The following is a 23,249-nucleotide window of genomic DNA, read 5'->3' as shown; positions in this document are numbered from 1 at the left end:
CCTAATCGGTCGCGAAGCCCGGGTCGCGCCAGGCCACTGCGCCGGCGACCAGGGTCAGCAGGCTGGTGGTGGCGGGCAGGGCGTCGGCCGGCAGCGACGGGTCGAGCACGTCCTGCGACAGCACCGCGAGGTCCGCGGCATAGCCGGGCGCGAGCCGGCCCTTGTGGCCTTCCGCGAATTCCGCGAACGCGCTGCCCGCGGTGTAGGCGCGCAGGACCTGTTCGCGGCTGAGCGTCTGGTCCGGACGCGAGACCGGATGGCTGGCGAACAGCATGTTGAGCCACGGACTGGGCGGGCCATCGCTGCCCAGCGCCAGCGGGATGCCGGCGGCCGCGACCGCGGCCAGCGGTTGCAGCGCATGCGCCTGCATGTACGCGCTCTCGGCTGCGGGCAGCATGAAGTGCGAGGGGTTCTGCACCAGCACGATGCCGAAGGCGCGGGCGCGCAGCATCAGGTCGGGCGCCAGGCCCTCGCCATGCTCGATCCGCGGCCGCAGCGCCTGCCACGCCGCGGGCGCGGCGACCGCCTGCATGGCGTCGAGCACGGCGGCAAGCGTGGCGTCGCCGGAGACGTGCAGCAGCGGCTGGTCGCCGCGGGCGAAGATTTCGCTGAGCAACGCCGCGATCTCCGCCTGGCTGAAATTCAATCGCCCGTGGCTGCCGTCGGCGTAGGCGTGGCGCATCGCCGCGCCGTGTTCCATCGGCGTGCCGTCGAGGATCCACTTGGTGCCGGAGACGGTGATCGCCGGGTGCGCGGGGTCGACGCGCGGCAGCTCGAGGTCCGCCGGTGGCTGCCCGGGCGCGGTCGCCAGCGGCGTGCGGATCACCCGCACCCGCAGCGGCGTGCCGCTGTCGCGCCAGGCGGCGATGAAGTCCGGGATCGAGGTGCCGATCGCCATGTTCTGGATGCTGGTGACGCCCAGCTTGAGCAGCATGGCGGTCTCGTCGGCAATCACCTGGCGCAGCCGTTGCGGGCGCGGCGGGAGCTGCGTGCGCGGCGACCATTGCGCGTATTCGTAGACCCGGCCGTCGGCATCGCCGGCGGCGTCGCGGCCGAGCCAGCCGCCCGGCGGCACCCGCGCCGGCGACAGGCCCAGGGCCTGCAGCGCGGCGCTGTTCAGCAGTGCGCCGTGGCCGGTCCAGCCGGTGAGCAGCACCGGACGAGTGGGGTGCAGCGCATCGAGTTGGCGCCGGCGCATCGCCGGATCGGCCAGCACGTCCATGCCGATGTCGGCGGTGAGCCAGCGATCGCCGTCCCGGGGTTGCGCGGCAAGGGCCGCCCGCACCGCGGCGCTGCCGCCGGCGCGGTCCACCTTCAGGTCGAGCGAAGCCAGGCCGACGGTGACATGCGTATGCGCGTCGTTGATGCCGGGGACCACGCGGCGGCCCTGCAGGTCGATGCGCCGGGTATCGGCGCCGGCGAGCTGCAGGATCCGGGCGTCGTCGCCGACCGCGACGATGCGGCCGTCGTCGATCGCGATGGCGCTGGCCACGGGCTGCGCCTCGTCGCCGGTCCACAGCTTGCCGTTGTGCAGGACCAGATCGACGCACGCCGCTTGCGCGGAGGCGAACAGCAGGAACGAGGCGAACAACCGACGCATGGCGCGACTCCCCTTGGCGATCACGGGAGACTACGCATTCGATCGGCGGAAACGGTCAGCCCAGGCGTGCGCGCTGCGCCTGCAGCGCATCCAGCTTGGCGCTCCAGTCCGCGAGGCGCCCGCGTTCCTGCTCGACCACCGCGGCCGGCACGTTGGCGCCGAACTTCGCCAGCTTGGCCGCGCTCTTGTCCTTCTCGGCCGCGACCTTGGCGATCTCCCGGTCCAGGCGCACGCGCTCGGCACCGAGGTCGACCAGCCCCTCCAGCGGCACGAACAATTGCAGCTCGCCGACCACGGCCGGCGCGGCCGCCGGGGGTTCGCCGCCGATGGTTTCGATGCGCTCGAGCCGGCACAGGAAGCGCAGCTGCGCGGCGTGGCGGGCAGCACGCGCGGCATCGTCGGCGGTGCCGCCGCGCAGCAGCAGCGACACCTGTTTCGCCGGGGAGACGCCGAGTTCGCTGCGGATGCGGCGCACGGCGGAGACCACGGCCTTGAGCCATTCGATGTCGGCCTCGGCCCCCTCAAATTCGTCCGTCAGGTATTCCCTGACATCGAACATGGTTGGGAATTCCTGGACCATGATGCTGCCAGACTTGCCGAGCCTGGGTGCCACCGCTTGCCACAGTTCTTCGGTGACGAAGGGAATCAATGGATGCAGCAGGCGCAGTAGTGATTCCAGCACATAGGCCAAGGTGTGCCGGGTGCTGGCCGCTGTGTCGGCGTCATCGCCGTTGAGCGCGGGCTTGGCGAGCTCCAGGAACCAGTCGCAGACCTGGTTCCAGGTGAATTCGTACAGCGCCTGCGCCAGCAGGTCGAAGCGGTAGCTGGCGAAATGTTCCTCAGCCGCAGAGGCGGTTCTTGCCAGCGACACAAGAATCCACTTCTCGGCATCGGTTCTCGGCTGTGGCGCGCCGGTGAAGGTCGCCTCGCCGAGGTTCATCAGCGCGAAGCGGGTCGCGTTCCACAGCTTGTTGCAGAAGTTCTTGTAGCCCTCGGCGCGGCCGAGATCGAACTTGATGTCGCGACCGTGGCCGGCGAGCGCGGCGATGGTGAAGCGCAGCGCGTCGGCGCCGAACGCCGGGATGCCGTCGGGAAATTCCTTGCGCGTGGCCCTGGCGATCTTCTCGGCCATCTTCGGCTGCATCAGCCCGCTGGTGCGCTTGGCGACCAGATCCTCGAGCGCGATGCCGTCGATGATGTCGATCGGGTCGAGCACGTTGCCCTTGGACTTGGACATCTTCTGCCCGTGCGCGTCGCGCACCAGGCCGGTGATGTAGACGTCGCGGAACGGCACGCGCTGCGCGTCGGTCGCGTCGGGGCGGTCCTGGCCGACGAGGTGGTCGGTCATGAAGATCATCCGCGCGACCCAGAAGAAGATGATGTCGAAGCCGGTGACCAGCACCGAGGAGGGGACGTAGCGGTCGTAACCGCGCTCGCGCATGCGTTGCGGGTCGGGCCAGCCCATGGTGCTGAGCGGCCACAGCGCGGAGGAGAACCAGGTCTCCAGCACGTCGTTGTCCTGCGTCAGCGCCACCTCCGCGCCGAGGCCGTGCCCGGTGCGCACCTCGGCTTCGTCGTGGCCGACATAGACGTTGCCGGCTTCGTCGTACCACGCCGGGATGCGGTGGCCCCACCACAGCTGGCGGCTGATGCACCAGTCCTGGATGTTCTCCAGCCAGTGGCGGTAGGTGTTGATCCAGTTCGGCGGGACGAACTTCACCGCGCCCTGTTCGACCAGTTCGAGGCCGCGCTTGGCGAAGCCGTCCATCTTCACGAACCATTGGTCGGTGAGGTACGGCTCGATCACCTGGCCGGTGCGGTCGCCGCGCGGCACCTGCAGCTTGTGCGTCTTCGTTTCGACCAGCTGTTCGGCGCGTTCCAGGTCGGCGAGCACCGCCTTGCGCGCGGCGTAGCGGTCGAGGCCGCGATAGGCGTCGGGGATGGATGGGATGACGGTGCCAGCGGCAATGCCGGCCGCCATTGCTTCCTGCGCTGTCGCAGCGACCGTTCCGTAGTTGTTGGCGTCGGGGTCGCTGCTTCCGATGACACGGGCGTCGGGAGTGAAGATGTTGATCAAGCCGCGATTGGGAAGCTTGTCGAAGACTCCGGTGGAGACATGCCGCTGCCACACCGCGTAATCGTTGAAGTCGTGCGCCGGCGTCACCTTGACCACGCCGGTGCCGAACGCGCGGTCGACGTAGGCGTCGGCGATGATCGGGATCGTGCGCCCGGTCAGGGGCAGGGCCACGGTCTTGCCGACCAGGGACGCGTAGCGCGGGTCGTCCGGATGCACCATCACCGCGGTGTCGCCGAGCATGGTTTCCGGGCGGGTGGTGGCGACCACCAGGTAGTCGCGCGTTTCACGCAGGGTCTCGACGCCATCGGCATCCACCTCGATGTGCTCGTACGAGGCGCCGTCGGCCAGCGGATAGCGGATCGACCACAGGAAGCCGTCTTCCTCCTCGTTGACCACCTCCAGGTCCGAGATCGCGGTCTGCAGCACCGGATCCCAGTTGACCAGGCGCTGGCCACGGTAGATCAGGCCTTCCCGGTGCAGGCGCACGAATGCCTCGACGACGGCTTCGGCCGCCATCGGGTCCATGGTGAACACGCTGCGCGACCAGTCGCCGGAGGTGCCCAGGCGGCGCATCTGCCGCTCGATGGTGTCGCCGGAGTGCTGCTTCCACTCCCAGACCTTGCCGATGAAGCGCTCGCGGCCGAGCGAGTCGCGGGTCTCGCCGTTGCCTTCCAGCGCGAGGTTGCGCGAGACCACCATCTCGGTGGCGATGCCGGCGTGGTCGGTGCCCATCTGCCACAGCGTGTCGTAGCCGCGCATGCGGTGGTAACGGATCAGCGCGTCCTGCAGCGTGTGCTGGAACGCATGGCCCATGTGCAGGGTGCCGGTGACGTTGGGCGGCGGCAGCAGGATCGTGTACGGCGCGCCCTTGCCGGTCGGCGCGAACACGCCGCTGGCCTCCCAGTGCGCGTACAGGCGCGCCTCGAAGGCGGTGGGGTCGTAGCCGGTGGCGAGGGTGGTCATGGCGGTCTTGGGTCCTGTCGTTCCTGCGCGGGCAGGAATCCGGTGTCTTCGATTGCGGTGTTGCCGGCCGGAAGCCGCCGGGCGCCGGCTTTCGCCGGCACCGCGGCGCTCGCGTCACATGTCGTGCTTGGTCACTTCGAAACCGCGCGCCTTGTACTGCTTCCAGCGCTCGCGCAGCGGCCCGCGGGCGGCATCGTCGGCCGGCACCACTTCCAGCACGCGTTCGAAGGCGCCCTCGACCGCGGCGTCGCGCAAATTGATCAGCAGCGGCCGCAACGGGGTGTCGGTGTCGGGCGCGGCGATCAGCACCAGGGTGGCGTCGTCGTCCTCGTCGCCGGCGAGCTGGTGGCCGACGTAGTCGTCGGGATCGAACTCCCACAGCAGTTCATCCAGCGCCTCGGCCTGTTGCGCGTCGCGCGCCAGCACCAGCGTCGGCATCCCCGCGTGGTGGGCCTTGCGCGCCAGCTCGCACACCAGCAGCAGCGGCTGCTCGCGGAAGCGCGGCTTGGCGATCAGGTAGAAGTCGGCGCGCGGCATGCCCTAGGCCGCGCGGTCCAGCAGCCACTGCGCCAGCAGGCCGACCGGGCGCCCGGTGGCCATGCCCAGCTTGCCGTCGCCGTTGGAGACGCCGGCGATGTCCAGGTGCGCCCAGCGCTGGCCCTCGGTGAAGCGCGACAGGAAGCAGCCGGCGGTGATCGCGCCGGCCCAGCGGCCGCCGATGTTGTAGACGTCGGCGAAGGTCGAGTCGAGCATGCCCTGGTATTCGTCCCACAGCGGCAGCCGCCAGGCGCGGTCGAAGGTGGTCTCGCCCGCGGCCAGGAGCTCGGCGCACAGGTCGTCGTGCTTGCCCATCAGGCCAGTGGCGTACTTGCCCAGCGCCACCACGCAGGCGCCGGTGAGGGTCGCCACGTCGAGCAGCGCGGCCGGCTCGAAGCGCTGCGCGTAGGTCAGCGCGTCGCACAGGATCAGGCGCCCTTCCGCGTCGGTGTTGCCGACCTCGATGGTCTTGCCCGACATCGAGGTGAGCACGTCGCTGGGGCGGTAGCTGGCGCCGTCGGGCATGTTCTCCACCGCCGCGGCGACGCACACCAGATTGAGCGGCAGCTGCATGCCGACCGCGGCGACGAACGCGCCCAGCACCGACGCCGCGCCGCACATGTCGTACTTCATCTCCTCGATCCCGCCCTGGGTCTTGAGGTTGATGCCGCCGGTGTCGAAGGTGATGCCCTTGCCGACCAGCACGTAGGGCTTGGCGCCGGGCGCGCCGCCGTCGTACTTCATCACCACCAGCTGCGGCTCGTTGGCCGAGCCCTGGGCCACGGCCAGCAGCGAGCCCATGCCCAGCGCCTGCATCTGCGTGCGGTCGAGCACCTCGCAGGAGACCTTGCCGCCGGCGCGCGCGGCGAACTCGCGGCCCTGCTGCGCGACGTAGGCCGGGTTGCAGACGTTGGGCGGCAGGTTGCCGAGCTCGCGGGCGAAGGCGACGCCGGCGGCGATCGCCCGGCCCTGCGCCAGCGCCGCGTCGGCCGCGGCACCCGCCGCGGCGTGGATCGCCAGTGTCCGCAGCCCGGTTTCCTCGCGCTTCTTGTTCTTGGCGCCCAGGGTGGCGGTGTAGCGGTAGCAGGCGTGGTCGGCGGCGATCACCGCCTGGCGGATGTTCCAGGCCGCGTCGCGCCCGGGGACCGCGGTTTCCGCCAGGGTGAGCAGCGCCGAGGCCACCGGCCCGGTCTTCAGCGCGCGCGCGGCGTCGCCGATCGCTTTCAGGTACTGCGGCACGCCGAACTTGCCGGGCTCGCCGAGACCGACCACCAGCACCCGCGGCGCGGCCACGCCCGGCAGGTCGTGCAGCAATGCGGTCTTGCCGGTCTTGCCGCTGAGGTCGCCGCGCGCCAGCAGGGCCTGCAGCCGGCCGCCGCTGGCGGCGTCGAGCGCCTGCGCGGCCGGCGTCAGGCTGGCGTCGGCGAAGGCGCCGACCACGATGCAGTCGGTGCGGACGTCGGCGGGAGCGTCGTGGTTCAGGCTGAATTCGAGGGTCATGCAACAGATTCCGGCAGGGGGACGGGGGCTTTTCCGTACAATCGTCCGCCGCCGCGACTTGCGGGTCGCGGCGGCGACGCCGGCCGGCGCCAGTGCGGGCCGGCCGGATCGCGGCTGACGCCGTCGTCGAACGAACCCGGAAGTCTAATGCAACCCTGCCCGATGCCGAAGCCGCGCCCGGAGCCCGATGCCACTGCTTGACCGCTATCTGCTGCGCGAATTCGCCCAGGCCACCTTCGCGGCGCTGGTGGTGCTGCTGATGGTCAGCCTCGGCGGCCTGTTCGCCAACGTGCTCGGGCAGATCGCTAGCGGCCGGGTGCCGGCGGCGATGATGCTGTCGCAGCTGGGCCTGCAGACGATCCGCTATCTGCCGCTGATCCTGCCGCTGGGGCTGATGCTGGGCCTGATGCTGGCGGTCGGGCGGCTGTACCGCGACGCCGAGATGCCGATCCTGACCTCGATCGGGATCGGCCCGCGGCGGCTGTTGCGGCCGCTGCTGCTGCTGGTGCTGCCGGTGGTGGGCGCGATCGCGTTGTGCTCGCTGTGGCTGGGGCCGTGGGCCAAGGCGACCTCGGCAGCGATGATCGCCGAGGGCAACCGCAGCCTGCTGATCGCCGGGCTGGAACCGGGGCGCTTCACCGAGCTGCCCGGCGGCGGCGGCGTGGTCTACGTCGGCGCGATGTCCAGCGACGGCACCCGCATGAGCCGGATCTTCGTCTACAAGCAGGGCGGCGACCGCCTCGACGTGACCACCGCCCGCAGCGGCGCCATGAGTTTCGACGGCGCGCAGCGCTACCTGCGGCTGCAGGACGGATTCCGGGTCGAGGGCCCGCGCGAGAACGGGCGCGATTTCCGCCTGATGCGCTACACCGGCAACGACCTGCTGCTGCCGGACAACCAGCGCAGCCAGGCAGACGGCGAGGATCCGCAGGCGATGACCACGGCGGCGCTGCTGCGCGATCCGCGGCGGGAAGCCGGCGCGCAATTGCACTATCGCCTGGCGCCGCCGTTGCTGGCGCTGGCGTTCGCATTGCTGGCGGTGCCGCTGGCGCGCAGTCCGCCGCGGCAGGCGCGCTATGGCCGCATCCTGATCGGCTTTCTCGCCTATCTGATCGGCATGAACCTGACCTTGCTGGGCACCGACTGGCTGGGCAAGGGCACCCTGCCGCCGGCGGCAGGGCTGTGGTGGCTGGTGCTGCCGCTGCTGGCGTTGGGGGCGGGGATGTATTTCAGCGACGGCCGGTTGCGCCCGGTGCGGCGGCCGTGGACGCGGACGCCATGAGGCCGTTCCCGAAACTCCACGACCTGTACGTCGGCCGGATCCTGCTGGAGACGGTGCTGCTCACCTGGGGCGTGCTGCTGGGCCTGGATTTCGTGGTCGGCGGGCTGATGGGCGAGATCGGCGACATCGGCAAGGGCAACTACGGCTTTTCCACCGCGCTGACCTACGTCGTCTACACCCTGCCGCGGCGTGCCTATTTCCTGTTTCCGACCGCGGCGGTGATCGGCGCGCTGATGGGGCTGGGGCAACTGGCGGCCAGCGCCGAGCTGACCGCGCTGCGCGCGCTGGGCCTGTCGCGGCGGCGGCTGGGCCTGGCGGTGGCGATGAGCCTGGCGCTGCTGACTGCGCTGATGGTGGTCAACGGCGAGACCCTGGCGCCCTGGGGCCAGCGCCAGGCCGACGGGCTCAAGGCCGAGGCCAAGTCGCCGGACCTGATCGTCGCCCGCTATTCCGGGTTGTGGGCGCGCGAGGGCAACACCTTCCTCAATGCCGGCGGCGGCCTGGAGCACAGCGAGGGCGGCCAGCGCTGGCTGGAACTGCAGGACGTGCACCTGTACGAATTCGACGCCGACGGCCGCCTGGAGTCGATCGCGCGCGCGGCCAGCGCCGAGCACCGCCCCGGCGGCTGGCTGATGCACGACGTCAAGCGCACCTGGTTCGATGCGCGCTCGGTGACCCAGACCGAAGCGCTGGAGGAGCGCTGGGAATCCCAGCTCGACGATACCGCCCTGGCCGCCAGCGTGGCGCGGCCGTCGGGGCTGACGTCCGCGGCGCTGCGCAGCAGCATCCAGTACCGCCAGCGCAACGGCCTGGACGCCAGCGACTACGAGGAGCCCTACTGGGGACGCTGGTTCTATCCGTTCAACGTGCTGGCGCTGTGCCTGGCGGCGATCCCGTTCGCCTTCGGCACCCTGCGCGGCGGCGGCCTCGGCCGGCGATTGTTCGTCGGCATCGTGTTCGCGCTCGGTTTCTGGATCCTGCAGACCCAGTTCGTGCGCCTGGCGGGGGTCTACAAGTTCGACTTCCGCCTCGCCTACCTGGTGCCGCCGGTGCTGATGCTGGCGGTGTCGGCGGTGCTGTTCCGGCGTCGCAGCGGGTAAACCGGCGCCAGGCGTTCGGGACGTGACGTGAATACGTTCCGGCAATTGCGGACACGCATTCGCGGCCTGGCGCCAACTGCCGTCAGGGAGCGCGTGTCCGGGCGCCGCCTGCCGCCTTTCCGGGTGCACGCAGCATCCTGGTTCCGCTGGTGCGGTCGTGCCATGTCAACCGGTCGCGATCGATCCATGCCCACCAGAACCCGGCGCCGGCCAGCAACAGCGACGCGGTGCCGACGGCATAGCGCTTGAGCAAGGCCGGCCACGCGGCGCTGCCGCCATCGGCGGCCACCACCCGCAAGCGCCACGGTCGCATTCCCAGGGTCTGGCCCCCGCGGCGCCAGCTGACGACCGCGTACAGCCCGGTGACGGCCCACAGCGCGACGAATTCCAGCAGCCCGAGCCAGCCGCCGCGCACGGCATCGCCGCAGACGGCGACAAAACCGCCGGCGACCACGAACCACACGCCGAACATCGGGAAGAAATCGTAGACCAGCGCCAGCAGCCGCCAGCCGAGCAGCGCCGCGGGTGGGGGAGGCGAGATCTCGTTCATCGCGCCAGCATACCGGCGCCCGCGCGGTGCCCGCAGCCTGCGCTGCCTGGCATGCGAGTCGCTAAGCTGGCGGCATGTCCTCCGCCACTCCCGCGCAGCGCCGGGCCCGCGCCACTGCGCTGCCGCCGCTGCGCGCGGCCGACGCAGGCGCGATCGAGGCCTTCCTGGACGCCGCCTGGGCCGAAGCCGGGCTGTCGCGGCAGACCCTGGCCAGCTACCGCCGCGACCTGGAAGGCTGTGCGCGCTGGCGCGACGGCGCCGGCGGCGGCCTGATCGCGGCCGATCGCGGTGCGTTGTTCGACTACCTCGCCTGGCGCACCCGCGACGGTTATGCGCCGCGCAGCAACGCGCGGCTGCTGTCGGCGCTGCGCGCGTTCTTCGCCCATGCGCTGCGTCGCGGCGTACGCCAGGACGATCCGACTGCGCTGCTGGAGCCGCCGAAACTGCCGCGCGCGCTGCCCAAGGCGCTGGCCGAGAGCCAGATCGAGGCCCTGTTGGCCGCCCCCGACAGCGCCACCGCCACGGGCCTGCGCGACCGCGCGATGCTGGAACTGATGTACGCCGCCGGACTGCGCGTCAGCGAGCTGGTGCAGCTGCCCGCCACCGCGCTCAACCTGCGCCAGGGCGTGCTGCGGGTCACCGGCAAGGGCGGCAAGGAACGGCTGGTGCCGCTGGGCGAGGAGGCGCAGCACTGGCTGCAACGCTACCTGGACCAGGCGCGGCCGGCGCTGGCCGGCAAGCGCGCGCTGGCGCCGCTGTTCCTCAACGCCAGCGGCGCCGCGCCGAGCCGGCAGCAGTTCTGGCAGCTGGTGAAGCGCTACGCCGGCGCCGCCGGGATCGACCCGACCCGGATCAGTCCGCACGGGCTGCGCCACAGCTTCGCCACCCACCTGCTCAACCACGGCGCCGACCTGCGCGCGCTGCAGATGCTGCTCGGTCACGCGTCGCTGTCGACCACGCAGATCTACACGCTGGTCGCGCGCGAACAGCTCAAGCGCCTGCACGCCCGGCATCACCCGCGCGGCTAGGCGCGCAATCCCTCCAAACTCCGGAGATCGACTTCGGTGGGAGTCGCCGTTCGGCGGGCTGGAACTGCTGCGCCCTCCTGAGGACATCCTGTCTTTTTGTCTGGGCGCGGGTGATGTCTGGCCTGACGTCGAGTCATGGCCTGGTCTCGGGAGATCGGCTTCGGAGGGAGTCGCCGCCCGGCGGGCTGGGGGTGCTGCGCCCTCCTGACGACCTCCTGTCTTTAAGTCGGGTCGTGGACCCTCCATGGTCCACTCTCCGCACCCCCAGCCCGCCGGGCGGCGCCTTGGCGAGCGTGGAGTCTGTCGCTTCGGCTGGTTCCCACGCGCGCCGACTCACTGCCCGGAAGCCGGTGGCCCGGCCTGTGCGGGACCGTCGGCGGCATGGATGCCGCCGAGGAGCCTACAGGGATGTATTCACGGCGTGTCCCGCACAGGCCGGGCCGCCGGCTTCCCCCGCAGATGTTTCCGCACATGACTGGTTCTCCCCTCAGAAACTTCCGCGCTCAAGGGAAGGCTTCGCGGCGTGCTCCGCACCCGGCTTCCCTGCGCCAGGCTGGCCGCGGCCGGTGCGGCGCGCGCTGAACGTACGGCAGGCGGTGCCCGATCGGCGGCCCGGAGGCCGGTTGCGCGCGTGCGACAATGCCCGCGGTCCCCTTTGCCGGCGCAGGCCCGAAACGCCCCGCCGCTTATGTCAGGAAGCCCATGAAAGTCACCTTGTCGTTCCTCCTGCTCGGCGCCATCAGCCTGTCCGCCTGCGCCCAGGACACCGCCGGTGCGCCGGCGGTCGCCGCCAAGCCCGGGGCCATGGCCAGCAAGGCCGACCTGGCGACGGCCGCGATCGTCCCCGGCTCTCCCGCCGCCCTGGCCCGCGACGCGCTGCGCGGGATCAATCCGGACGTGCAGATCGAGCAGATCGATCCGGCGCCGCTGGCCGGCTTCCAGCAGGCGATCGTCGGCGGTCAGGTGGTCTACGTCAGCAACGACGGCAAGTACCTGCTGCAGGGCACGCTGTACGACATCGGCGCCCGGCAGGATGTGGGCGAGGCGGCGCTGGCCAAGCTGCGGGTCAAGCTGCTGCGCGGCGTGCCGGTCGGCGAGCGCATCGTGTTCGCGCCGCCCGCGCCCAAGTACACGGTGACGGTGTTCACCGACGTGGAATGCGGCTACTGCCGCAAGCTGCACAGCCAGATCGCCGACTACAACCGGCAGGGGATCGCGGTGCAGTACCTGGCGTTCCCGCGCATGGGCCTGGGCAGCGAGGACTTCAAGAAGATGGTCGCGGTGTGGTGCGCGGCCGATCCGAAGCAGGCATTGACCGACGCCAAGAGCGACCGCCCGGTGCCGTACCGCAACTGCACCAACCCGGTGACGATGCAGTACCACCTCGGCCAGCGCCTGGGCCTGACCGGCACGCCGATGATCCTGGCCGCCGACGGCACCCAGCTCGGCGGCTACGTGCCGCCGGAGCAGCTGCGCGCCGCGCTCGACCGGCTGGCCGCCGCCGACGCCCGGCCCGCCGCCGGCGCCGCCCCCGGCAGTCGCTGAGTCCCGGGGCCGGGATTGCCCCGGCTCCGTTACAATGGCGAGCCGTTTCCCCCGGTTCCATCGGACATGATCGTCCTCGAGGGCCCGCCGGCCCTGTCGCCGTTCCGTCGCGAGCGGCTGCAAACCCGCCTGCAGGCCATCGTTCCCGAACTGCGCATCGTGGGCGCCTGGCTGGCCTACTGGGTCGAGCCGGAGCCCGGCGCCGTCCCCGACGCGGCGCCCCTGCAGCGCATCCTGCAGGCCGATCCCGGCACCCGGCCGCTGGCCCCGGGCGCGATCTCGCGCTTCGTGCTGCCGCGGCTGGGCACGATCTCTCCCTGGGCCAGCAAGGCCACCGAATTGCTGCACGGCGCCGGTCTGCCGGTGCGGCGGGTCGAGCGCGGCACGCGCCTGGATTTGGCCGGCTGGCCGCAGGATTCGGCGCAGCAAGCCGCGCTGGCCAGCCTGCTGCACGATCCGATGACGCAGTCGCTGCTGGCCGCGCGCGCGGACGGCGCGGCGCTGTTTCGGGCGCCGGCACGCGGCGCGCTCGAGCGCATTCCCCTGGCCGGCCTGGAAGCGGCCAACACGCGTCTGGGCCTGGCCCTGGCGGACGACGAGATCGACTATCTGCGCGCGCGCTTCGGCGCGCTCGGCCGCGACCCCTCCGATGTCGAGCTGATGATGTTCGCGCAGGCCAATTCCGAGCACTGCCGGCACAAGATCTTCAACGCCACCTGGACCATCGACGGCCGCGAGCAGCAGGCGGCGGGCAAGCCGCTGTCGCTGTTCGGGATGATCCGGCATACCCACGCCAGCACGCCCGCGCACACCCTGTCGGCCTACAGCGACAACGCCGCGGTGGTCGCCGGCTATCCGGCGCGCCGCTATCGCCCCGACCCGCAGACGCACGAATACCGCGCCGAAGCCGCGGCCGACAGCGCCTTCTGCATCAAGGTCGAGACCCACAACCATCCCACCGCGATCGCGCCGTTCCCCGGTGCCTCCACCGGCGCCGGCGGCGAGATCCGCGACGAGGGCGCGACCGGACGCGGCGGCAAGCCCAAGGCCGGGCTCGCCGGCTTCAGCGTGTCGCACCTGCGCATCCCGGGCCTGCCGCAGCCGTGGGAAGGCGAGCGTCCGCTCAATCCGCGGATGGCGCCGGCGCTGGAGATCATGCTCGACGGCCCGCTCGGCGCGGCCGCGTTCAACAACGAGTTCGGGCGCCCGAACCTGACCGGGTATTTCCGCAGCTTCGAGCTGCGCGAGTCCGGGAGCGCCGCCGCCCAGGGCGGCCGCCTCACCCGCGCCTACGACAAGCCGATCATGCTCGCCGGCGGCCTCGGCGCGATCGACCGCCCGCTGGTGGCCAAGCGCGCGCTGGCGCCGGGCGACGCGGTGGTCGTGCTCGGCGGCCCGGCGATGCTGATCGGCCTGGGCGGCGGCGCCGCCAGTTCGGTCGCCTCCGGCGACAGCGCCGAGGACCTGGATTTCGCCAGCGTGCAGCGCGACAACCCGGAGATGCAGCGCCGCTGCCAGGAAGTGATCGACCGCTGCGTGGCGTTGGGCGAACGCAATCCGATCGCCTCGCTGCACGATGTCGGCGCCGGCGGGCTGTCCAACGCGATCCCGGAGCTGCTGCACGATTCGGGCGTCGGCGGCGTGATCGACCTGGACCGGGTGCCCAGCGACGATCCCTCGCTGTCGCCGCTGCAGCTGTGGTGCAACGAGTCGCAGGAGCGCTACGTGCTGGGCCTGCCGCAGGACCGCGTCGCCGACTTCGCGGCGATCTGCGCGCGCGAGCGCTGCCCGTTCGCGGTGGTCGGCACCGCGACCGCCGAGGAGCGCCTGGTCGTCGGTTACGGCGCGACGATCGAAACGGTCTACGGCAAGGCGGTGAACGAGGCCATCGCGGGCGAGGCGCACGGCAGCGAAGCCGATCCGCGCGGCGAAGCGAAAACCGTGTTTTCCGATCCGTCCTCGGGCGTCGGGCAGCAAACCCGGTCTCCGGATCCGGATCGGTTCGCGATCGACTTGCCGATGGACCTGCTGTTCGGCAAGCCGCCGAAGATGCACCGCGACACCGCGCACCCGGCGCCGCCGCACTGGCCGCAGCTGGCCACCGCGCAACTGGACCTGCACGAGGCCGGCCTGCGCGTGCTCGCGCATCCGACGGTGGCGGCGAAATCGTTCCTGGTCACCATCGGCGATCGCAGCGTCGGCGGCCTGACCGCGCGCGACCAGATGATCGGCCCGTGGCAGCTGCCGGTGGCCGACTGCGCGCTCACCCTGGCCGACTATGCCGGCTACGCCGGCGAGGCGATGGCGATCGGCGAGCGCACGCCGCTGGCGCTGCTGGATCCGGTCGCGGCCGCGCGCATGGCGGTCGGCGAGGCGATCACCAACCTGTGCGCGGCGCCGCTGGCGTCGCTGGACCGGGTCAAGCTGTCGGCCAACTGGATGGCCGCCGCCGGCCACCCGGGCGAGGATGCGCGCCTGTTCGACGCGGTGCGCGCGATCGCATTGGACTTGTGCCCGCAGCTCGAGCTCGCGATCCCGGTCGGCAAGGATTCGCTGTCGATGCAGGCGCAGTGGCACGCCGACGGCGCCGTGCAGCGGACGGTGTCGCCGGTGTCGCCGGTGGTGACCGCGTTCGCCCCGGTCGCGGACGTGCGCGCGCAACTCACGCCGCTGCTGGCGCGCGAGGCCGACACCGAACTGTGGCTGATCGGCCTGGGCGCCGGACGCCAGCGCCTGGGCGGCTCGATCCTGGCGCAATGCCACCCGCAGGCGCAGCCCGCCGGCACCGGCGGCAACGCCGCGCTGCCGGCGTTCTCCGGCGGCGGCGACGGCCTCGGCGTCCCCGACCTGGACGACCCGCAACGCCTGCGCGCGTTCTTCGAATTGATCCGCGACGCGCGCCAGGCCGGCCTGCTGCTGGCCTACCACGACCGCTCCGACGGCGGCGCCTTCGCCGCGCTGGCGGAGATGGCGTTCTGCTCGCACCTGGGCCTGGACATCGTGCTCGACGGCTGGGGCGCGGACCGGATCGAGGATGTCTGCCGCACCCTGTTCAACGAGGAACTGGGCGCGGTGGTGCAGCTCCGCTGCGAGGACCGCGCCGCGTTCGCCGACCTGGTCGCCGGCCACGGCCTGGTCGACTGCGCGCAGCGCATCGCCTGGCCGACCACCGCGCCGCTGGTGCGCGTGCTCCACGCCGGCGAGACCCTGGTCGAATGGCGCTGGGAGGAACTGTTCGACGCCTGGTGGTCGGTGACCCATGCGCTGCAGCGGCTGCGCGACAACCCCGAGTGCGCCGACGAGGAACGCGCCGCCGCGCGCCGTTTCGACGCGCCCGGGCTGAAGCCGCGGCTGACCTTCGATCCGGCCGAGGACATCGCCGCGCCGTACATCGGCGGCGGCACCCGGCCGGCGGTCGCGATCCTGCGCGAACAGGGCGTCAACGGCCAGCTGGAGATGGCGTCCGCGTTCGAGCGCGCCGGCTTCCGCGCGGTCGACGTGCACATGAGCGACCTGATCGCCGGGCGCCTGCGCCTGGACGAGTTCGCCGGGTTCGCGGCTTGCGGCGGCTTCAGCTACGGCGACGTGCTCGGCGCCGGCCGCGGCTGGGCCACCAGCATCCTCGAGCGGCCGCAGCTGCGCGACATGTTCGCCGCGTTCTTCGCCCGCGGCGACAGCTTCGCGCTGGGCGTGTGCAACGGCTGCCAGATGCTCAGCCAGCTCAAGCCGATCATCCCCGGGGCCGGGCACTGGCCGCGTTTCCTGCGCAACCGCAGCGAGCAGTTCGAGGCGCGGCTGGGACTGCTGGAGGTGCTGGAGTCGCCGTCGCTGTTCCTGCGCGGCATGGCCGGCTCGCGGATCCCGGTGTCCAGCGCGCACGGCGAGGGCCGCGCCAGCTTCGACGCCGAGGCCGGCGCCGCCGCCGCCAGGGTGGCGCTGCGCTACGTCGACGGCGACGGCAGCGTCGCGACCGGCTACCCGGCCAACCCCAACGGTTCGCCCGACGGCATCGCCGGGCTGACCAGCGACGATGGCCGCGTCACCATCCTGATGCCGCATCCCGAGCGCACCCCGCGCCGGGTCAACTTCAGCTGGGCGCCGGCCGACTGGCCGGAGGATTCGCCGTGGCTGCGGATGTTCAGGAACGCCCGCGCCTTCATGAACTGAGCGCCCGCGGCGGCGGCCGGCCGCGCGGCGCGACCTGCTAAAGTCGGCGCCTCAGCGCGGAGGGCGGGTCGTGAACGCAGTCGCCAACCAGGCCAATGCCCCGGCGGCGGGCGACGGGATCGCAGCCGACGCCGAGGAGCGCGTGGCCGCGGCGCTGCTCGACAAGGGCCGGCTCAAGGACGCCGACCTCGCCCGCGCGCGCCGCCTGCAGGAGGACACCGGCGGCAGCCTGCTGGGCCTGCTCGCGCGCCTGGGCCTGGTGTCGGAGCGCGACCACGCCGAAGCCTGCGCCGCGGTGCTCGGGCTGCCGCTGCTGAGCACCCGCGACGCCCCGGAGCTGCCGCCCGAAGGGGTGGCGCTGACGACCCGGTTCATGAAGCAGTTCCACCTCGTCCCAGTGGCCGAGAGCGCCGACCATGTCGAGCTGCTGCTGGCCGATCCGCAGGACGGCTACGCGCTGGACGCGGTGCGGCTGGCGAGCGGGCGCGAGGTGCGCGCGGGCGTGGCGCTGCGCTCGGAGATCGATGACCTGATCGAGCGCTGGTACGGCCAGGGCCGCAGCGCGATGGGCGCGATCGTGGAGACCGCGGAAGGCGAATCCGGCGACCTGGACGACGTCGAGCACCTGCGCGATCTCGCCTCCGAGGCGCCGGTCATCCGCCTGGTCAACCTGATCATCCAGCGCGCGGTCGAATTGCGCGCCTCCGACATCCACATCGAGCCGTTCGAGAACCGGCTCAAGGTGCGCTACCGCATCGACGGCGTGCTCGAGGAAGGCGAGAGCCCGCCGCAGAACCTGACCGCGGCGGTGATCAGCCGGGTCAAGATCATGGCCAAGCTCAACATCGCCGAGCGCCGCCTGCCGCAAGACGGCCGCATCATGCTGCGGGTGCAGGGCAAGGAGCTGGACCTGCGCGTGTCGACGGTGCCGACCGCGCACGGCGAATCGGTGGTGATGCGGCTGCTGGACCGCGAGACGGTGGTGTTCGATTTCCACCGGCTCGGCTTCACCGACGCGTTCCTGCCGCAGTTCGAGCACGTGCTGCGGCAGCCGCACGGGATCCTGCTGGTAACCGGGCCCACCGGCTCGGGCAAGACCACCACGCTGTACACCGCGCTGAGCAAGCTCAACACCCCCGACGTCAAGATCATCACCGTCGAGGATCCGGTCGAATACCAGATCGAGGGCATCAACCAGATCCAGGCCAAGCCGCAGATCGGGCTCGACTTCGCCAACGCCCTGCGCAGCATCGTGCGCCAGGACCCGGACATCATCATGATCGGCGAGATGCGCGACCTGGAGACCGCGCGCATCGCGATCCAGTCCGCGCTCACCGGCCACCTGGTGCTGTCGACGCTGCACACCAACAACGCCGCCGGCGGCATCACCCGCATGCTCGACATGGGGGTGGAGGATTACCTGCTGACCTCGACCGTCAACGGCATCCTCGCCCAGCGCCTGGTGCGGCGGCTGGAGCCGACCCACGCCGAGCGCTACCCGGCCTCGCCCGAGGAGATCGAGAAGTTCGACCTGCGCCGGCACCAGCCGCAGGGCGAGATCTTCCTGTACCGCCCGCGCGCCTCGGCGCTGGCCCCGACCGGCTACCTGGGCCGCACCACGATCGTCGAATTCCTGGTGATGGACGACGCGCTGCGGCGCGCGGTGATGCGCCACGCCGGCATGGGCGAGCTGGAGCGGCTGGCGCGCGAGGCCGGCATGCGCACCATGTACGAGGACGGCATCGCCAAGGCGCTGGCCGGCGTCACCACGATCGAGGAAGTGCTGCGCGTGACCGAGGACGCCTGAGCGCCATGCCGCTGTACCGCTACAAGGCGCTCAACCCCCGCGGCGAACTGCTCGACGGGCAGATGGAGGCCGGCAACGACGCCGAGGTGGTATTGCGCCTGCAGGAGCAGGGCCACCTGCCGGTCGAGGCGCGGCTGGCGAGCGCGGCCGGCGGCGGTGCCTGGCGCGCGCTGTTCAAGCCCCGGCCGTTCGCCGGGCAGCGGCTGGTGCAGTTCACCCAGCAGCTGGCGACCCTGCTCGGCGCCGGGCAGCCGCTGGACCGCGCGCTGACGATCCTGCTGGAACTGCCCGAGGACGAAGCCGCCAAGCGCACCATCGCCGACATCCGCGACGCGGTCCGCGGCGGCACCGCGCTGTCGACCGCGCTGGAGCGCCAGCACGGCGCCTTCGGCAAGCTCTACGTCAACATGGTCCGCGCCGGCGAGGCCGGCGGCAGCCTGCACGAGACCCTGGCGCGGCTGGCCGACTACCTGGAGCGCAGCCGCGCGATGCAGGGCCGGGTGCTCAACGCGATGATCTACCCGGCGATCCTGCTGCTGATGGTCGGGCTGTCGCTGCTGTTCCTGCTCGGTTTCGTGGTGCCGCAGTTCGCGGCGATGTACGACAGCCTCGATGCGCCGCTGCCGTGGTTTTCGCAGATCGTGCTCGGCGTCGGCATGTTCGTGCGCGACTGGTGGATCGTGCTGCTGGCGGTGCCGGCGCTGGCGCTGTGGTGGGGCGAGCGCAAGCTGCGCGACCCGGCGTTCCGCGCCCGTTTCGACCAGTGGATCCTGCGGCAGAAGTTCGCCGGCCCGCTGCTCGCCCGGCTCGAGACCGCGCGCCTGGCGCGCACCCTCGGCACCCTGCTGAAGAACGGCGTGCCGCTGCTGACCGCGCTGGGCATCGGCCGCAACGTGCTCGGCAACCGCGCCCTGGCCGATGCGGTCGAAGCCGCCGCCGACGAGGTCAAGAACGGCGTCGGCCTGGCGGCGGCGCTGGCGCGCGGCAAGCGCTTCCCGCGGCTGGCGCTGCAGATGATCCAGGTCGGCGAGGAGTCCGGCGCCCTGGATACGATGCTGCTCAAGACCGCCGACACCTTCGAGCAGGAAACCTCGCTGGCGCTGGACCGGCTGCTGGCGGCGCTGGTGCCGGTGGTGACGGTGCTGCTGGCGGGCATCGTCGGGGTCGTGATCCTGGCGGTGCTGACCCCGATCTACGACCTGACCAACGTGATCGGCTAGGCAGGGACATGGCGCATCGAACAAGACGGATTGGGACAATGGAGAGGATGAACTGATGGGCAATCGACGTTTCCAGGCCCGACGCGCCGCCGCTGGCGTATGGCGGAACGCTGCCGGCAGCGACTCCGGCCTGCATGGCGCGAACGGGAGTCGCGGGTGGACGGGTAACGCGCGCCGTGGCGACGGCTTGCATCATGCCGCGGCGTATGGATCAACCATGCGCGGCTTCAGCCTGATCGAGATCATCCTGGTGGTGGTGCTGATCGGCGGTATCGTCGCCTTCGCCGCCAGCCGCATCCTCGGCGGCGGCGACCGCGCCAAGGCCAACCTCGCCAAGGCGCAGGTGCAGACCCTGGCCGAGAAGGTCCAGCAATACGAGATGGACACCGGCAGCCTGCCCGACTCGCTCGACGCGCTGGTCGCCAACCCCGGCAACGCCGCCGGCTGGCTCGGTCCGTACGCGAAACCGGCCGAGCTCAAGGACCCGTGGAATCACGCCTACGAATACCGCGTGCCCGGCGAGGGACAGGCGTTCGATCTGATCAGCCTGGGCAAGGACGGGCAGGCCGGCGGCGACAGCGTCGACGCCGACATCAAGTACCAGTAACGGCGGCTGGCGCGGGCCGATCCATGGCAAGCAGCCGTCAGCCGGTGCCGGGGACAGGTGGTGCCAATGGCCCGGGCCACGCGTCGACAGTTGCCCGGGTACGGGCGGATGCGGGCGCTGCGGCGCGGGTCGCCCGGCGGCCGGCGGAGGCCGCACGCCGTGGCGATGGCAGGCGGCGAGACATGGATCGAAGCCGACGGCGGGTGCGTCGTGCAGGCCCTGCCGACGGCCCGGGCCACGCTGGCGCGAGCGGATCGACCGTGCGGGGCTTGCACGACGCAATTGCGCGCAGGACGGCGGTGCGCGGCTTCTCGCTGCTGGAGGTGGTGCTGGTGATCGCGCTGATCGCGCTCGCCAGCCTGCTCGCGGCGGCGGCGCTGAGCGGCGGCGGCGACGGCCTGCGCCTGCGTGCGGCCGCCCAGGAGGTCGCCGCGCAGCTGCGCTACACCCGCGCACAGGCGCTGGCGACGGGCGAGCCGCAACGCTTCACGATCGACCCGCGGGCGCACGCCTGGACCGCGCCCAAGGGCCGCCACGGCACGCTGCCCCGGCAGCTCGGCATCGTCTTCACCGGTGCGCGCGAACTGCAGCCCAGCCGTGGCGAAGGTGCGATCGTGTTCTTCGCCGATGGCGCTGCCAGCGGCGGCCGGGTGCAGCTGCGGGCGCGGCAGACGGCCTGGAACGTCGATGTCGCCTGGCTCACCGGCCAGGTGCGGGTGACGCGGGTGGAGGCGGCGCCATGAGCGGCGCCGGCGGCCGGATGCGGCCGACAGCACTGCCGTGGCTGCCGGGTTGCGCGTGCCGTGGCGGCTGGACAGCGGCGGTGGATACGGGCACCTGGCGCGGCCGCGGCGACCAGGCTCCGCCGGAGGATGCAGAGCAAGTTCCGGCGCCGCGCTGGCGGTGCGCAAGTCGCGGCAGCAGCCTGGGGATCGCGAGAGTGGGGCCCTCGGCCGCGCGCGGCTACACCCTGATCGAGGTGATCGTAGCCTTCGCCCTGCTGGCGCTGGCGCTGAGCCTGCTGCTGGGTACGCTGTCGGGTGCCGCGCGGCAGGTGCGCTGGGCCGACGAGGCCGGGCGCGCGGCGCTGCATGCGCAATCGCTGCTCGACCAGGTCGGCGTCGGCGAGGCGCTGCAGCCCGGCCACCGCGACGGCAGCTTCGAGGACGGGCGCTACCGCTGGGCGCTGGAGGTGGCGCCGTACCAGGATCCCCTGCGGCCGCCGCCGGCGCTGTTCGACCCGGCCGCGCCGCGGCTGCTGCAGCTGACGCTGACGGTGCAGTGGGGCGATTCCGGCAACGCTGGCGACGCCGCGCAACGGCGTCTGCAGCTGCAGTCGCTACGGCTGGTGACGCCGGCGCCGACCGACGCGGTGCCGCCGTGATCGGGGCGCGGCGCTGCGGGGTGGTCGAGGGCGCGGTTCCGGGGGCGGGCGGGCGGCTCGTGGTCGGTGATGCAAAAGGGAGTGTGCGCGGGCGTTCATGCCAGGACGCGCAGGCAGTCGCCGCTGCGTCGGTGGTGGCCGTGCGCAGGCGCTTGGATGGCGCATGCCACGACGCGCAAGCAGTCGTCGGCGCAGTGGAAATGTTCGTGCACGGGCGTTTGCGTGACGCTGGCCCCGGCAACTGCTTGGGGTACACAGGGAAGAGCCGCGGGCGAGCGTGTAGCGCAGACCGTGGCGACGGCTTGTGCAACGCGGTCGCGGGGCCATCGGTCGTGCGCGGCTTCACCCTGATCGAAGTGCTGCTGGCGACCGCGCTGCTCGCCGCCGGGCTGGCGCTGGCCTTCGCCACCCTGCGCGCGGCGACCGCGACCGCCAGCCGTGGCGAGGCCATGGCCGCGCGCAACGAGCGCATGCGCGCGGTCGAGGGATTCCTGCGCGCGCGGCTGGCCGCGACCCGGCCGGTCGCCTTCGGTCTGGAAGCCGACAGCGGCCTGGCGCAGCGCTTTGTCGGGGAAGAAGAACGCATGCGCTTCGTCGCCGACCTGCCCGATTACCTCGGCCGCGGCGGCCCCTACCTGCACGAGCTGGCGGTGGTGCGCGACGGCGACGCGCTGCGCCTGACCGTGGCGCTGGCGGTGGTGCAGGGCGGGGCGGTGATCGAGGATCCGCAGGCGCGGCCGCCGGAACTGCTCGCCGACGGCCTGGGCGCGGTGCGCTTCCGCTATCGCGCGCTGGACGCCGACAGCCGTCCGGGTCCGTGGCAGCCGCAGTGGCGCGCGCCCGAGGCGCTGCCGCTGCAGGTGGAGATCACGTTGCGCGATGTCGACGGCCGCGCCTGGCCGCCGCTGGTGGTGGCCTTGCCGCTGGCCGGCAGCTACGGCGCCGCGCCGGGAGCGCTGCAGTGAGGCCCGGCGCGCCACGGCGCCGGCGCTGCGCCGCGCGGCCGGCGCGCGGCGTCGCCTTGCTGCTGGTGCTGTGGCTGGTGGCGTTGCTGACCGCGCTGGTCGGCAGCTTCGCGCTGGCGGCGCGCACCGAGCACCTGCAGGGCCAGGTCCTCAGTCGCGGCCTGGTCGCGCAGCAGGCCGCGCGCGCCGGAGTCGAATACGCGATCACCCGCGTCACCGCCAGCGAACCGCGCTGGCGCTGGCTCGCCGATGGCCGCGAATACCGCTGGGACTATGCCGGCGCGCAGGTCGCGATCCGGATCGTCGACGAGCAGGGCAAGGTCGACCTCAACATGGCCGACGCCGACCTGCTGGCGGCGCTGCTGCGGGTACTGGGCAGCGACCCGCGCGAGGCCGCGCGGGTGGCCGCGGCGATCCTGGACTGGCGCGACGCCGACGCGCTGACCCAGCCGGCCGGCGGCGCCGAGGATCCCGACTACGCTGCCGCCGGGCGCGCCTACGGGGCTGCCGACGCCCCGCTGGAGAGCGTCGCGGAAGTCGAGCAGGTGTTGGGGATGACGCCGGCGCTGTATGCGCGGCTGGCGCCGCACGTCACCGTGTACAGCGGCCGCGAGCGCCCGGATCCGGCGTTCGCTTCGGCACCGGTGTTGGCCGCGACGGGCTTCGAGGCGGCGCAGGTACTGGCGCAGCGGCAGGGCTGGACGCCCGCCAGCGGGTTGCCGCCGCCGCCCTTGCCGGGCGGGCAGGCGCTCGTGGGCGACAACAGCGGCACGTATAGTATCGAGAGCCGGGCGCGACTCGGCGGCCGCACCGCCGTGCTGCGCGTGGTCGTGCGCAACGGCGGGACCGGGTTGCCGGGATCGGCCTGGACCCCGCTGCGCTGGGAGGAAGGAGCATCGCCACGTTGAGCGCGCCCG

Annotated in this window: 17 protein-coding genes; 12 read left to right on the top strand and 5 right to left on the bottom strand. The window is 72.2% G+C overall.

Going from position 1 to position 23,249, the window contains the following annotated elements:
* Position 1: 1 nt before the first annotated feature.
* The 4 genes from D0Y53_RS07475 to D0Y53_RS07460 form a co-directional block, all read right to left on the bottom strand.
* Positions 2-1,600: an amidohydrolase gene (locus D0Y53_RS07475; protein WP_117202593.1), complete on the bottom strand. Its 1,599-nt coding sequence runs from the start codon at positions 1,598-1,600 to the stop codon at positions 2-4.
* A gap of 55 nt (positions 1,601-1,655) precedes the next feature.
* Positions 1,656-4,640, bottom strand: coding sequence for a valine--tRNA ligase (locus tag D0Y53_RS07470; protein ID WP_117202592.1), 2,985 nt, complete (start codon positions 4,638-4,640; stop codon positions 1,656-1,658).
* A 114-nt stretch (positions 4,641-4,754) separates the two neighbouring features.
* Entirely contained in the window at positions 4,755-5,177 is a 423-nt protein-coding gene (locus D0Y53_RS07465; protein WP_117202591.1) for a DNA polymerase III subunit chi, read from the bottom strand.
* Positions 5,178-5,180: 3 nt separating this feature from the next.
* Entirely contained in the window at positions 5,181-6,677 is a 1,497-nt protein-coding gene (locus tag D0Y53_RS07460) for a leucyl aminopeptidase (RefSeq protein WP_117202590.1), read from the bottom strand.
* A gap of 187 nt (positions 6,678-6,864) precedes the next feature.
* Here D0Y53_RS07460 and lptF point away from each other — a divergent pair, with 187 nt between their 5' ends.
* Complete coding sequence (gene lptF / locus D0Y53_RS07455; protein WP_117202589.1) at positions 6,865-7,959, top strand: LPS export ABC transporter permease LptF; 1,095 nt, start codon at positions 6,865-6,867, stop codon at positions 7,957-7,959.
* A complete protein-coding gene (gene lptG, locus D0Y53_RS07450; protein ID WP_117202674.1) occupies positions 7,956-9,059 on the top strand; it encodes an LPS export ABC transporter permease LptG in 1,104 nt (367 codons plus the stop codon). The genes lptF and lptG overlap by 4 nt, the downstream gene beginning before the upstream one ends.
* An 82-nt stretch (positions 9,060-9,141) precedes the next feature.
* On the opposite strand, the gene D0Y53_RS07445 is transcribed toward lptG, so the two are convergent.
* Complete coding sequence (locus tag D0Y53_RS07445) at positions 9,142-9,609, bottom strand: RDD family protein (RefSeq protein WP_117202588.1); 468 nt, start codon at positions 9,607-9,609, stop codon at positions 9,142-9,144.
* A gap of 74 nt (positions 9,610-9,683) precedes the next feature.
* Between D0Y53_RS07445 and xerD the strand changes: the two genes are divergently transcribed.
* The 10 genes from xerD to D0Y53_RS07395 all read left to right on the top strand — a co-directional run bounded on the left by xerD (position 9,684) and on the right by D0Y53_RS07395 (position 23,240).
* A complete protein-coding gene (xerD, locus tag D0Y53_RS07440; protein ID WP_117202587.1) occupies positions 9,684-10,637 on the top strand; it encodes a site-specific tyrosine recombinase XerD in 954 nt (317 codons plus the stop codon).
* A 702-nt stretch (positions 10,638-11,339) separates the two neighbouring features.
* A complete protein-coding gene (locus tag D0Y53_RS07435) occupies positions 11,340-12,182 on the top strand; it encodes a thioredoxin fold domain-containing protein (RefSeq protein ID WP_117202586.1) in 843 nt (280 codons plus the stop codon).
* Positions 12,183-12,248: 66 nt separating this feature from the next.
* Positions 12,249-16,349, top strand: a complete 4,101-nt coding sequence (purL, locus tag D0Y53_RS07430) for a phosphoribosylformylglycinamidine synthase (protein WP_117202585.1) — start codon at positions 12,249-12,251, stop codon at positions 16,347-16,349.
* Positions 16,350-16,467: 118 nt separating this feature from the next.
* Entirely contained in the window at positions 16,468-18,156 is a 1,689-nt protein-coding gene (gspE, locus tag D0Y53_RS07425) for a type II secretion system ATPase GspE (protein ID WP_117202673.1), read from the top strand.
* Between the two features lie 5 nt (positions 18,157-18,161).
* Positions 18,162-19,376, top strand: a complete 1,215-nt coding sequence (xpsF, locus tag D0Y53_RS07420) for a type II secretion system protein XpsF (RefSeq protein WP_117202584.1) — start codon at positions 18,162-18,164, stop codon at positions 19,374-19,376.
* 217 nt (positions 19,377-19,593) lie between these two features.
* Positions 19,594-19,983, top strand: a complete 390-nt coding sequence (gene gspG / locus D0Y53_RS07415; protein WP_117202583.1) for a type II secretion system major pseudopilin GspG — start codon at positions 19,594-19,596, stop codon at positions 19,981-19,983.
* 269 nt (positions 19,984-20,252) lie between these two features.
* Positions 20,253-20,726: a type II secretion system protein XpsH gene (gene xpsH / locus D0Y53_RS07410; protein WP_233511705.1), complete on the top strand. Its 474-nt coding sequence runs from the start codon at positions 20,253-20,255 to the stop codon at positions 20,724-20,726.
* Between the two features lie 197 nt (positions 20,727-20,923).
* Positions 20,924-21,367 carry a type II secretion system protein XpsI gene (xpsI, locus tag D0Y53_RS07405; protein ID WP_233511704.1) on the top strand — a complete coding sequence of 148 codons (444 nt, stop codon included), beginning with the start codon at positions 20,924-20,926 and terminating at the stop codon, positions 21,365-21,367.
* A gap of 332 nt (positions 21,368-21,699) precedes the next feature.
* A complete protein-coding gene (locus D0Y53_RS07400) occupies positions 21,700-22,332 on the top strand; it encodes a prepilin-type N-terminal cleavage/methylation domain-containing protein (RefSeq protein WP_233511703.1) in 633 nt (210 codons plus the stop codon).
* A complete protein-coding gene (locus D0Y53_RS07395) occupies positions 22,329-23,240 on the top strand; it encodes a type II secretion system minor pseudopilin (RefSeq protein ID WP_117202580.1) in 912 nt (303 codons plus the stop codon). The genes D0Y53_RS07400 and D0Y53_RS07395 overlap by 4 nt, the downstream gene beginning before the upstream one ends.
* Positions 23,241-23,249: the final 9 nt, after the last annotated feature.

Source organism: Cognatiluteimonas weifangensis, from assembly GCF_003416885.1.
Taxonomy (GTDB): Bacteria; Pseudomonadota; Gammaproteobacteria; order Xanthomonadales; family Xanthomonadaceae; genus Cognatiluteimonas; species Cognatiluteimonas weifangensis.
The sequence above is the reverse complement of the archived record's forward strand: the minus strand, read 5'-3'. Positions and strand labels throughout refer to the sequence as shown.